This window comes from Candidatus Thiothrix phosphatis (genome assembly GCF_035668035.1).
In the GTDB taxonomy this organism is placed as follows: domain Bacteria; phylum Pseudomonadota; class Gammaproteobacteria; order Thiotrichales; family Thiotrichaceae; genus Thiothrix; species Thiothrix phosphatis.
In genome coordinates this window covers 1-11369 of the sequence record NZ_JAYMYJ010000100.1, presented here as the reverse complement: position 1 = coordinate 11369, position 11369 = coordinate 1, and the positions used below count along the sequence as shown (strand labels likewise).

Below are 11369 nucleotides of genomic sequence, written 5' to 3'. Positions count from 1 at the left end.
AGGGGCAGCTACAGGTTCGATTCCTGTTGGGGCTGCCAATAAAATCAAGCACTTATAAAAATCACACTGAACAAAAAAACAGCAACTCTGACGAAAGTCTGACGAAAATAGGGCGTGGTGTCCGGCAACGGCATCAGGAAGGGCAGTTGTTGGCCAATCCGTAGCGATGACGGAAAATTTCAAAAATGTTGGGTATAGGTGAGAAAACTAGTAATTATAGTAATTCTGGTAATTTGCCTGTTTTTCCCTTTTATTTTCATAGAGTTAACGATTACTAAAAAAGGTAATCGGATAGTAACCAGTCACCTTTTTGCGCTTGTAATCGGCCTTGCCATTAACTATATGTTTTTGCTTATATTTTTTTGGCAGTAGTAACCCGATTACTATCCGATTACCTTTTTTAGTAACCGGAAAACACCTTATCAATCATTGCCTTATATATGCTTTTGGCATCCGGTTACTATAATTACTAGTTTATGCACCTCACTCTCCAAATTTTCTTCTGGCGGCAATTCCAGGGCAAAAAAAGCCCGGCATGAGCCGGGTCAGGTAACAGGGGCGGCCTGTAATCAGATCAACACAGCCATAGCCATCACGCCACATACCCCCGATCATGCAGATACCGCCGCACGACCAGGGCGAACATCACCAGCAGCAGCAACGTCCAGCCGCCTGACAGCCACGGCAGCCAGTTGGCGACAAAGCCCAGCTGCCCACTGACCGCCTCCGCCTGCTGGTGCAGCGCCTGCACGGTGTTGATCACGCCATTGCCGGAATCCGCGATCCCCTGCAACTGCTGGATGAGGCCATTGACGCTCCCCATATCCAAGGCCAGCGGGGCGGCAGGTGCCGCAGCGGCGGCCACGGCGGCTCCGGCGCGTTGCACGGTGGCGGATTTCACGGCGGCGATGACCGCGCTGTCGTGTTTCGGCAGGTTGCGCGCCAGGATGCGCTGGTAAATGCGCGCCAGCTCGATGTGGTAGCCTTTTTTCCAATAGGACGCGCCGTTGTAGTGCTTGGCGAAGCCCTCAAAGTCCCGCTGTTGCAGGTATTTGGCGAAGCCCTGATCCTTGATGAACGCGACAAACGCGGGCAGGTGGTTGTCCGTGTTTTCCATCGCCTCCGCAAACGCCTCGGCGCTGGGGTAGCCGCAACTGGCGAAGTGGTAGCCCATGATCTGGAAACTGGCGTAGCTGCACGCGCCGAAGGCGGCTTCCCGATCCACGGTGATGGCCTTGTTGCGGCGCTCATATTGCGCGATGTAGCGGCCATAGCGTTTGTAAGGCGAGGGCGCCAGCACGTCGGCCATGTCCGGGGTTGAGGCCAGCAACTGGCGCGGGTTGAGGCCACGCTCCTCCAGCAGCTCCCAGAACTTATGGCGCTCGTACAAAATCTTGGGTATACGCCGTCCCCCCTGTGTGAAAAACGCCTGTTTGCCGGACACTTCCTTTTCGCAAACCGCCTCAATCATTTCAGGCTCGCACCCCAGCGTCTCGGCGGCGGCAGCATACTGTTCACGGCTAAAGCTCATGCGAACATCCTCCACTGGTTGATCCAGCGGTACGCGCCGCCAGCGTAGCGGACGGCGGCATAGTACAGGCCCGCCCAGCACCAGCCGTCAGCCCGCAGGATTTGCAGGAAAACCGCGTCGATCTGCGCGCGCGTCCACGGGAAGCCAGGCGCATCCATGAACTGGTACAGCGCGTCATGCACCAGGCTGGCGAAGTACGTGTAAGGCCGCCCCGTCTGCGGGTTGGGCGCGCCATCCGGCGTCCCCAGCACAACATTGAAAACCTTGAACTTGGGGCTGCACCCATCCCAGGCGTAACCGGCGCTGACCGTCACCGCGCCGTCGGCGTCGATGGTCAGCCAAGTCTGTTTGCCATCCCCGAATTGCAGGCTGGCTGCCCCGGCGGGGCAGTCAACGGCCAGGCCGGTTTCGTACCGGTAGTCGCGGGCAAGCCGCCATTTCCAGTCGTCGCTCATAGTTGCTGCCTCCCGGCAGTAAGTGTGGATAAATCCCCTGGGGAGCCGCCGCCCATATCACCAGCGCCAGCGCCATGCCCGCCGCCAGCAGGCACATGGAGACGCCCGCCAGCAGCCAGAACATCCCCTCCGCTTGTGACCGGCTCATAAGCCCTCCATCGGCAGTTGCAACAGCTTGGTATGGAACGTTGTGTGCATCCCGTCCCCGGTGCGGCATTCACTCAACCGCTCCTCGCGGCGGATCAGCAGCGGCGCCATGCACGGCGGGGTGACATACACGCGCTGCACCCATTCGCCGCTGTTCTCCTCCGTCGCCCACTTGCCTTTGTGGTGGCCGCGTATCCGCATTTTGCGGTCACGGCAGGTCAAACATTCCTGTTTGTCCGGCTTGCCCGGGCAAACGATGGCATAGTCATACTGGTTCACCGACATCGGCCTGTCCCCAATTGTTTGTTTATGCCACATTATACAATATATATGATTAATAACGGCAAAATAGAACTTTATCCACTATATGCAGTGTCCAGCTCGTCATAGCCATAAAACGCCAACGGAACTGGCAGGACGCCCTCCAGCAAATCCTGCAACGCCTGCTGGCGCGGGATGACGCCGCCCTCGTGCCACATGCGCTTGAGCTTGTCCAGGTCGCCGCTGCCCCCTGGCGTGTCTGGCGTCATCCCGACCAGTTCGGCACGGATGCCCCACGCATCCAGCACGTCGTCGCTGCTGAGGTTGGCCAGCTTTGAAAAATCGATCTTGTCGCTGCCGGTGGAGTAGGGGATGACCTTGACCATTTCGTCGATTTTCCCCCGCGAGAACTGGAACACCATCCGCAGGAACCGCCCGCCGCCTTTCACCTTGCCGACAATGCCCTCGACATTTTCCTGTTCCTTGCCGGTCAGGCCGGAGGTCACCACCATGTCGCCGGTTGACCCGCCGTTTTTGAAGAACAGGCGCGGAAAAATCCGCACGTCCTCGCCGAGCAGGATCGACTGCATCGCCCCGATCCAGTAGGGCGTCCCGTACATCTGCTGGAGCGTCTCATGCTGGGCGTGGTGCAGGATTTCAACGCCATAGAACAACTGGAATTCCCGCGTGTCCGGCTTCAGGTAGCCATAGCGCGCCGGGTCGGCGGCGCGGCGGGTGTTGATGGTCGGCTGGTGGCTGATCCTGACCGTGCGGCCAGCCTGATCGGTGTGGCGGCGCAGGAAGCCGTTCCCGGTCGTTTCGTAGTCGATGAGCATCCGCCGCAGTTCCTGCCGCTGGATCAGCGGGTGCGGCTTCATGTACCGGACAACCCAGTTGGCCACGAATTCCGGCAGCGGCGAATGGTGCGGGTTCACCCGGCGCAGCCGCGCCAGCCCTTCAAACGGGATGGGCGGTTCATAATACTGCCCGTTATGGGCAAGCTGGGAACCGTAAACCAGCTCCAGGCGGCTGGCTTCCAGCGCCGACTCAGGGTCGCCCCAGCGGTTGGCGACCACCGCTGAACTGGCTTCAGTGGCAGGAGGGGCGTAGGTGGTGGTTTTACTCATGGACAGAAAATCTCGAATTGCCCGACTGGGCCGGGTTGAGGGGTTCGCACATGAAGGCGTGCAGGCAGGCCCAGGCTTCATCGCCGTGGCCGACGTTCTTGCTGTAACGGCTGGCGTATTTGACGACGCCGTTTTCATTGCCCTGCATGTAGATCGTGAGGAACGCCAGCGGCAGCGTCTGGTCGTCCTCATCGTATTCAAAGCGGCGGGCGAGGATGACCGATTGCCCCTTCTGGATCATCAGGGCGACCCGCACCGGGTTGTATTGCACTTCGACCACATTGGGGATGAACTCGCGGATAAAGGAGGGGATGAACAACCCAGGCCCCGTGGCGTCCACTTCCATGTAGTCATAGCTGTAGCGTTCCGAATTGGCGCGGATGCGCGCCACCTGCACCGGCGCGGGCAGCCCATGCCACACATCCTTTTGCAGCAGGCGGAACTTCTCCGCTTCATTGCGGGGGAACGTCATCGTGGCTTTTGAGGCGTTGTCGCCAATCGCCGCCGGGTCATAGCCGCCCGTGCACGGCAAATTCCCGGCGGGCCGGTCGGCGTTGAAGTCAATGTCCAGCCATGCCTCCTGCACATTGACGCCGCAGGCCAGGATGTCCTCCAGCTTGAACACGCTGCTGGTGTCATCAATGAACTGGCATTCGTAAGTGACGGCGAACAAGTCGGGGTCAGGGGTCTTTTTTCTGAGGAAATCAAGATCGGCCTTATCCCAACCCATGCGGATGCAATCGTGGATCGTCAGGGCGACCCGCCAGACGCCATCCTCATCCAGCCGCCCGTGGGTCAGTTCGCAATCGCCATGGCGGGGGACTGCCACATCAATCTTGAACTCGGGGTGGAATTTGCCGTAGCGCTCCCCCGACCAGATCTCATACGCGGCGTGGCTGATGGCGGTCGGGCTGGAAAAATAGGTGGTGCGGTACTGCTTCAGGGTGGACATCGGCGCGGCGATCTCCTCCATCTTTTTCCAGTTCCGCGTTTTGAAGCACTCATCGAAATACACATCGCCGGAGCGGGAGTCCGCATAACTGTTGGGCGACAGGAAATGCAGCTCCGCCCACGGCAGCCCGTCCTTGACCAGCTTGACCGGGTTGCCGGACAGCTCCACGTCAAAATGCTGGCGGGCGATGATGCTGATGTAGGATTTGAAAACCTCCGCCTGCGCCTTGGTTGAGGAGATGAAAATCTGGTTATGCCCCAGCGACACCGCCGTTTCCCACGCCTCATAGCCGAAAATGTAGGTCATGCCTTCCTGGCGGCCCTTCAGCACGAAACGGATGCGGCGGGTCAGCGGGTCTTTGCCCGCGTCCAGCAGCAAGCGCTGGTGTGGGTAAACATTGGGGCTGCCGTCGGCGGCGAAGCCCGCCAGAAAGCGCGCGAAATCCGCCTCCGTCAGATGGGAAACATCGTTCTTTTTGCGCTTTTTGGCCTTGCCTTCGCCATTTTTCACCCCCATCGGCCTGCCGGGGCCGACCGGTTCGCCGTTGCGCACCGCCTCCATCTTCTCAAACCGCAGGATCAGGTCGGCCAGCTTGAGGATTTCCTCCCAGTCCGCCGCCGACTTGGCGTCCGCGTCGATCAGGGCGTTGTAGCGGCGGGTGGTGCTGACCAAGGCTGATTCCGGCGGCCGCTGGTTGTCCCAACCGTAATGGTCGCGCCAGCGGTACAACACGCGGCGTGAGTTAAGCCCCAGCCGTTTGGCGATGCTGCTGACCGGCTCGCCGCTGACCCATGCGGCGCGGGCAGCCTCGACCGTCTCCGCGTCGTAGCGGCTGCTGGCGGCGGTTGCGGCGGCGGTCTGGTCATTCATGCCCGCATTGTCGGGGCAGGGCGGCGGCTGCGGTGGGGATTGTTTCAATCAGCCGGGCGCGGGTTGAAACTCCGCGCCGTGTGCGCGGGGCGTGGCTGCTAATGTGCCTGCCATGAGCAAAGCACTACAACTCCCGTCCGCCGCTAAGACCGGCATCAGCATGCAGGCCAACGGCACGCATGTTGACCTCTACCTGTTCGGCGTGATCGGCGACTGGTGGGACGGCAACACCGCCAACGAAGTGTTGCAACAGTTGCGTGACGCGCAAGACGTGGAATCCATCACGGTCAAGCTGTCCACGATTGGCGGGTATTTTGAAGATGGCCTGCCCATCTACAACCTGCTGCGCCAGCACCCCGCCCACGTCACAGTGGAGGTGATGGGCTACGCCCTGAGCATGGGCAGCGTCATCATGCTGGCGGGCGACACCATCCGCATGGCGCAGAACGCGCTGGCCATGATCCACAACGCCCAGGGCGTGGCATGGGGCAGCCCCGCCGACATGCGCAAGGCCGCCGACATGCTGGCGAAGCATGAGCAGGCCATCCTCCCGCGTTACATGGAGCGGATGGGCAAAACTGCCGCCGCTGTGCAGATGATGCTAGATGAGGAAACTTGGTTTACCGCTGATGAGGCGCTGGCGGCTGGCCTGATTGACGCGGTCATTGACCCGGTGGACTTGTCCGCCATCGACAAAAGGCAACCCGAAAACGCCTGGCATTTCGCCGCCAAGAATTTCAAGCATCCCCCCACCGCCTTTGTGGAGCGCGTCGGCAACGCCGCCAGCCGCAACCGCCCCTGGGTGGAGCGCATCTTAAACCGCGTGGTGGGGACACCGCCCGCCATCACCCCACCCGTTGAACCTGAATATGTCGAGGACGATATGACCCCGGAAGACTTGCAAGCCGCGCTCAAAGCCGAGCGTGAGGAATACGCCCGGATGCTGGATGAGAAGCTGGCCGCGCTGAAACCAGCCGAACCCGCGCCGGAGCCGTCAAAGCCCGCTGAAGAAGCGCCGGAAATGAAAGCCTTGCGCGAACAGGCCGAAGCCCTGGCCGCGCAGAACACCGCCCTGGCTGCGGAACTGGCGGAACTGAAAAAGGAAGTCCCCAGCAATATCCCGCCGGTGAACAACGCCCCAGCGGGCGACGCCAAATACGATTATTAAGGGGGCATCAATGAGCAATGTAACACCACAGGGCCGTGCAGCCATCAACAACATGATGCAGGGCTTGCAGCGTGACCAGGGCATTGCCCCGAATCGGGTCACGAATATTGCGCCGCGCACCGCCCAGACGATTGAGGAACGGGTGATGCAGTCCAATGCCTTCCTGGCCTTGGTCAACAACACACCCGTCCGCGAGGTCAAGGGCGACATCCTCGCATTCGGCGTGCCGGGAAACATCACCAAACGCACCCGCACCGCCAATGCTGACGGCACCTTGCGCCGCCCAACCGACCCGACGGACTTGGTTCAACGCCAATATGAATGCCATGAAGTCGAGCAAGACAGCGTGATCACCTGGGACAAGATCGACGCCTGGGCGCACTTGCCGAATTTCTACGAGCGTTTCCGCCAGCAAGTGCTGTTTGCACAGGCGCGTGACCGTTTGAAAGTGATGTGGCACGGCCAGCGGACCGAACCCCACAGCGCCGACCCTGAATTGCGCGACATCAACGAAGGCTTTTTCCAGTTCATGATCAACGAACTGCCGGAAAACGTGCTGGGCCTGAACCCGGATGGGTCAGTTTCCGCCGTCAAGATTGGGGAAGGCGGGGATTTCCCCAACCTCGACGCGCTGGTCTACCACCTGCGTTACGAGCTGCTGCACAAGCTGTTCCGCAACCGCACCGGCTTGCGCGTCCTCATCGGCGATGAATTGATCGTGCGCGAAAACACCAGCTTGCTGGGCGCGGCGACAATCCATCAGGCGACCGAGCGCGCCGCCACCGGCCTGTTGCTGAACAGCCGCAGTTTCGGGCGCACGGATGTCGTGGAATCAGACGAATTCCCCATGCGCGGCGTGTTCCTGTCTGAACTCCCCAACTTGTCGCGTTACTGGCAGGAGTCCAGCTACCGCCGCAAGGTTGCGGAGGATGACCACCTGCACAAGGGCGTCGTGGACTTCACGTTTGTCCGCGAAGACTACGTTGTGGAAGCGGCGGAAGGCTGCGCCTGCGTCCACCCCGACGCGATCCAGTTGAAGAACGCGGAAGGCGAGTGGGTTGGGGCGGCTGACGTGTGGAAAATGCCGTAATGGGCGCGGTTGCGGCGCACAAGGCGGCCTGGGCTGCGCACCGGGCGAAGATGTCCGGCAAGCAGGGGAGCGCCGCCGCTGCCGCGCCTGCCGCCAGCGGCGACTACGCCGTTTGGCAAGCGGCCTGCAAGCACGATTGGGACGCGCTCAAAACAATTGCTGACCATGCGGTGCGCAACCAGCGCAAACCGGCGCTGCTGGACAAATACCGCGACTACCTGACCCGCTGGGCATACGACAACCGCGCCGCGCCACACCAGAATGACGTGCTGGTGCGCAACCTGGTGTGGGCGTGCGATGCGGGGCAGTGGGTGTATGCCCGCAACCTGGCGGACGATTGCGCCGCCACCCATCAGGCCAACACCCTGATGGAGCGCACCCCCTGCACGTTTTTCGTGGATTCAGCGGTGCAGGCGGCGGAAAAGGGCAATAGGCACCCCGACCTGACCGGGGTGTTGCGCAGCCTGCCGGGGCGGATCGCCACCGCTGGCGGGTGGTCCGTCAATGATTTTGCGGCCGCCAAACTGCACCGGGCATTGGCCAAACATGACAAACAGACAGCGCCGGAGGTTGCACTCCACCATGCGCAGGAAGCGCATCGCCTTGACCCGAATGTTGGGGTCAAGGGCTTGATCGCGGAATTGGCCCGCGTAACGGCTCCTCTCACGCAGGCAGGCGGGGAAGATGCGGCGGCGGGGGTTGTCTCCTTGCCCGCTGATGCCGCACCCACCCCCGCTGCGCCTGTCTTACCCCATCCGGACACGGCGGCAGGTTAGCCATGCAACCCCCCCCACTGGATCATAACAACATGCAAACCGAACAAATCCAGGCCTGGACGCTGGCCTCCCTGTTGGCCGGGCTATTCAACGCCCTCTACAACAGCGTGTCGGCGTGGGGCGTCAATGAATGGGTGGCTGTGTTGGGGGTCATCGGCATGGCCTTCAGCCTGCTGATGCAGCGGCACTACAACCGCCGCCGCGACCGCCGCGAAGCTGAAAAGCATGAATGGGAGCGGCAGGTGTTCGCCGCCCGATCACTGGAACAAGAGCCTGACTAATGGACGACGCAGACCGGGCGGAAGCCCTGGAACAGCAATGGCGCGACCGCGCCATCGACCACATCCGCAACCGCCCGGCCTGGGCGGCTGCGCTGGTCACCCACTGCCAGAACTGCGGCGCGCCGCTGCCTGCGCCGACGGCGGACATCCGCAGCCGCTGGTGCGACGCGGACTGCCGTGACGACTGGCACCGCCGCCAGCCGCAGCGGGGTGCGCCATGAGTGACTTTTCAGGGTTCACGCCGCAGAAACTGGACATCGCCATCGGCAACAACGGCTTTTTCCCCGTGCTCAACCTGGGGGACTTGCAGGAGCGTCACCGCATCCCCTCCGATTACCGGCAGGCGACGGTCGGCGCGCAGACGGTCGCCGCCCTGATCGAGGTCAACCGGCTGCTGAACCCCAAGCTGTGCGAATGGCAACGGGGCGGTTATGACGCGCTGGCCGCCGTGCCATGCGCGGAGCTGGGCGAGCCGGGCGCGCCGGATCACCTGCACGAACTCACCGAACTGTACAAGACGGCGGTGTTCGCCCGCGCCAAGGCCAAGCTGGTGCGGCATTACCAAAGCCTCAACCGCTCTGACCGCGCCGCGCGTTTCCAAAACAAATACCCCGGCATGGAGTGGGAAGACGAAAACGTGCAGGATTTCATGGATGAATCCGCCCGCGCCATCGCCATGATCCTGGGGGATGAACCGGCGGCGGCACTGCGGGCGGCGGCGGTATGAAATCCCTTAAGGCGCTCACTGGGCACCTGCGCAGCCTGCAACTGATCAACGACGACAATTTCAGCTCCTGGGTGCAGGACGGGGAAATTGAATATTCAGGCGCCGCCGTCGCCGACGGGTTCGGCCCCCCGACACAATTGCTCTACCGGACGGTCTATACCGCCATCTTCTCGTGGGAGTCGTTTACCGGCAGCGCCGATGAGCTGTTCTCCGGCATCATCCGCTGGCTACGGGACAATGACTACGATTTTGACCTGTACGGGATGCCGCATTTCACCGCCGTCCCGCTTGATGAGGGCAGCGCCGACGTGCAGGTCTCGCTGGTGTTCACGGACAAGGTCTATGAGCAGGAGGGCAAAACGGTGGGTTACGCCCCAGCCGTCATTGACGGCGTGACAGTCTGCGGCGGCGGCTGATGCTGGTCATCACGCCCGCCGGAATGGCGTCTGTCCTGCGCCAGCTACAGGCGCTGAGTTTGCCGCCCGGCAAGCTGAAACAGATACACCGCGCGCTGGCCAGAAAAGTAGCCAGCAACACCCGCAAGCACGCCCGCCAGCAGCGCACCCCGGACGGCGGTGGCTGGAAACCACGCGCCGCGCCCAACCCACTGTACGACGATGGCAAAAACCGGGGCAGGATGATGCGGCGCATTACCCGCGCCGCGCATATGGACGCAGTAGGGAATGCCGGGGAAGGGAAGGTCTATTGGGCAAACGGCTGGCTTGGCTCCGTCGCCAAACGCCAGCAGGAAGGTGCCAGGATCAATCTGGCTTCGGAGCGCAGCCGCAAGGGACGGAAACGGGCCGGTGCCGATGGCTGGGGAAATGACCGCGCCACCCGCGTGCAGGCCATGCGGCTGGTGTCGCTGGGTTTCCAACGGCGGGCCAGGGGGAAGGGACGCCAACAGGCCAGCGCCGCCTGGATTCGCAAGAACCTGACCATCAATCAGGCCGGTCTAATTATCCGCATCCTGCAACCGGACGCGGGCAAGCGGAAAAACAGCAGCGTACTGCCAGCCCGCCCATTCCTCGGCGTCAGCCCGCAGGAAAACGCCGAACTCCGCCAGCTCCTGACCGAGCTGATTATCCGTTATGGGGATTAGGACATTAATTGCCCTTCAAGTATTGACGACGAGTAAAATTAACACTCCAATAGCCACTTTATTGAGCGCAAGGAATTGTTATGGAAAATCTGTCCCCCATTCTTGGCCTGCTATCGCTGCTGGCCATGGCCGTTTTCAGCATTGGCTTGATCAAGCCTTCCTGGGCAAAGGCATCCAGCCGGGGCAAAGTGCTGCTGCGTATCGGCCTTGCCTTTGCCGTCTTCATCGTCGCCCTCGCCATCGACCCGGTTGTAGGCAAGACAGCCCTGGCGAATCCGGAAACAGCCGCATCCACACCAGACCCCAAAGCTGATGCAAGCCCTGATGAGTTCAGCGAGCCGCATGATGGTTTCTCGGAAAAAATAACAGAAGCCTTTAAAAAAATTGGAGTGACGTTATCAAAGGAAGAAAAAACTGACAGTTCAATGGATGATTGCTGCATAACTGCCTTTTTAAACGGCAGTGACAACAATATAGGGGATGAAATAACAAACCCTAGCATAACTGTTTCTTACAATAAACAGTCAGGAAATGTAAAAGCTATCGATATTGAAATAGACTCTTTTGAAAGCAATGAATTGAAAAAGGCAAACAAAATAATAAGAGAGTTCATTTATTTCATGCTTAGGGACAAAAGCAAGAATGAGGTTTCCAAGTTCATCGATAAACTCTATTCAAAGCACAATAACAAATTGTCATTTGGTGGGGTTCAGTTTCAGTACCTATTTAATGATGCGGCAAACAACAGATATATACAGGTCGTTGCAACGCCAGAAGGGGCCAAGGTTGATGACCTGGATGTTGTTGGGCAGCGTGAAGGTGAGACAGAAGGGAACCTCTAAAAACCCACCGCCGCGCCTGATTATGAGATAATGGCCACTG

The 11369-nt window shown here is 60.4% G+C and carries 15 protein-coding genes; 9 read left to right on the top strand and 6 right to left on the bottom strand.

Annotation, left to right across the window (positions count from 1 at the left end):
* Positions 1–592 precede the first annotated feature (592 nt).
* The 6 genes from VSS37_RS10410 to VSS37_RS10385 form a co-directional block, all read right to left on the bottom strand.
* Positions 593–1531: an N-acetylmuramidase family protein gene (locus VSS37_RS10410; RefSeq protein WP_324694969.1), complete on the bottom strand. Its 939-nt coding sequence runs from the start codon at positions 1529–1531 to the stop codon at positions 593–595.
* Positions 1528–1986, bottom strand: a complete 459-nt coding sequence (locus tag VSS37_RS10405) for a hypothetical protein (RefSeq protein WP_324694967.1) — start codon at positions 1984–1986, stop codon at positions 1528–1530. Before VSS37_RS10405 ends, VSS37_RS10410 begins: the two co-directional genes overlap by 4 nt.
* The gene (locus tag VSS37_RS10400; protein ID WP_324694965.1) at positions 1922–2134 is read right to left on the bottom strand and encodes a hypothetical protein; all 213 of its coding nucleotides are present in this window, start codon (positions 2132–2134) and stop codon (positions 1922–1924) included. Before VSS37_RS10400 ends, VSS37_RS10405 begins: the two co-directional genes overlap by 65 nt.
* Complete coding sequence (locus VSS37_RS10395) at positions 2131–2418, bottom strand: hypothetical protein (RefSeq protein ID WP_324694963.1); 288 nt, start codon at positions 2416–2418, stop codon at positions 2131–2133. The genes VSS37_RS10400 and VSS37_RS10395 overlap by 4 nt, the downstream gene beginning before the upstream one ends.
* A 71-nt stretch (positions 2419–2489) precedes the next feature.
* The gene (locus VSS37_RS10390) at positions 2490–3521 is read right to left on the bottom strand and encodes a hypothetical protein (protein WP_324694961.1); all 1032 of its coding nucleotides are present in this window, start codon (positions 3519–3521) and stop codon (positions 2490–2492) included.
* Positions 3514–5391: a terminase large subunit domain-containing protein gene (locus VSS37_RS10385; RefSeq protein ID WP_324694959.1), complete on the bottom strand. Its 1878-nt coding sequence runs from the start codon at positions 5389–5391 to the stop codon at positions 3514–3516. The genes VSS37_RS10390 and VSS37_RS10385 overlap by 8 nt, the downstream gene beginning before the upstream one ends.
* A gap of 64 nt (positions 5392–5455) precedes the next feature.
* On the opposite strand from VSS37_RS10385, the gene VSS37_RS10380 reads away from it, so the two are divergent.
* The 9 genes from VSS37_RS10380 to VSS37_RS10340 all read left to right on the top strand — a co-directional run bounded on the left by VSS37_RS10380 (position 5456) and on the right by VSS37_RS10340 (position 11329).
* Positions 5456–6511, top strand: a complete 1056-nt coding sequence (locus VSS37_RS10380) for a head maturation protease, ClpP-related (RefSeq protein WP_324694957.1) — start codon at positions 5456–5458, stop codon at positions 6509–6511.
* A gap of 10 nt (positions 6512–6521) precedes the next feature.
* Positions 6522–7601: a P2 family phage major capsid protein gene (locus VSS37_RS10375; protein ID WP_324694956.1), complete on the top strand. Its 1080-nt coding sequence runs from the start codon at positions 6522–6524 to the stop codon at positions 7599–7601.
* Positions 7586–8377 carry a phage terminase small subunit gene (gene gpM / locus VSS37_RS10370; protein ID WP_324694955.1) on the top strand — a complete coding sequence of 264 codons (792 nt, stop codon included), beginning with the start codon at positions 7586–7588 and terminating at the stop codon, positions 8375–8377. The genes VSS37_RS10375 and gpM overlap by 16 nt, the downstream gene beginning before the upstream one ends.
* A gap of 32 nt (positions 8378–8409) precedes the next feature.
* Positions 8410–8658, top strand: a complete 249-nt coding sequence (locus tag VSS37_RS10365) for a hypothetical protein (RefSeq protein ID WP_324694954.1) — start codon at positions 8410–8412, stop codon at positions 8656–8658.
* On the top strand, positions 8658–8879 hold the full coding sequence (locus tag VSS37_RS10360) for a TraR/DksA C4-type zinc finger protein (RefSeq protein ID WP_324694952.1): 222 nt from the start codon (positions 8658–8660) through the stop codon (positions 8877–8879). Before VSS37_RS10365 ends, VSS37_RS10360 begins: the two co-directional genes overlap by 1 nt.
* Positions 8876–9385, top strand: a complete 510-nt coding sequence (locus tag VSS37_RS10355) for a head completion/stabilization protein (RefSeq protein WP_324694950.1) — start codon at positions 8876–8878, stop codon at positions 9383–9385. Before VSS37_RS10360 ends, VSS37_RS10355 begins: the two co-directional genes overlap by 4 nt.
* On the top strand, positions 9382–9801 hold the full coding sequence (locus VSS37_RS10350; RefSeq protein ID WP_324694948.1) for a phage tail protein: 420 nt from the start codon (positions 9382–9384) through the stop codon (positions 9799–9801). Before VSS37_RS10355 ends, VSS37_RS10350 begins: the two co-directional genes overlap by 4 nt.
* Entirely contained in the window at positions 9801–10487 is a 687-nt protein-coding gene (locus VSS37_RS10345; protein WP_324694946.1) for a phage virion morphogenesis family protein, read from the top strand. Before VSS37_RS10350 ends, VSS37_RS10345 begins: the two co-directional genes overlap by 1 nt.
* Before the next feature lie 80 nt (positions 10488–10567).
* On the top strand, positions 10568–11329 hold the full coding sequence (locus VSS37_RS10340; RefSeq protein ID WP_324694944.1) for a hypothetical protein: 762 nt from the start codon (positions 10568–10570) through the stop codon (positions 11327–11329).
* Positions 11330–11369: the final 40 nt, after the last annotated feature.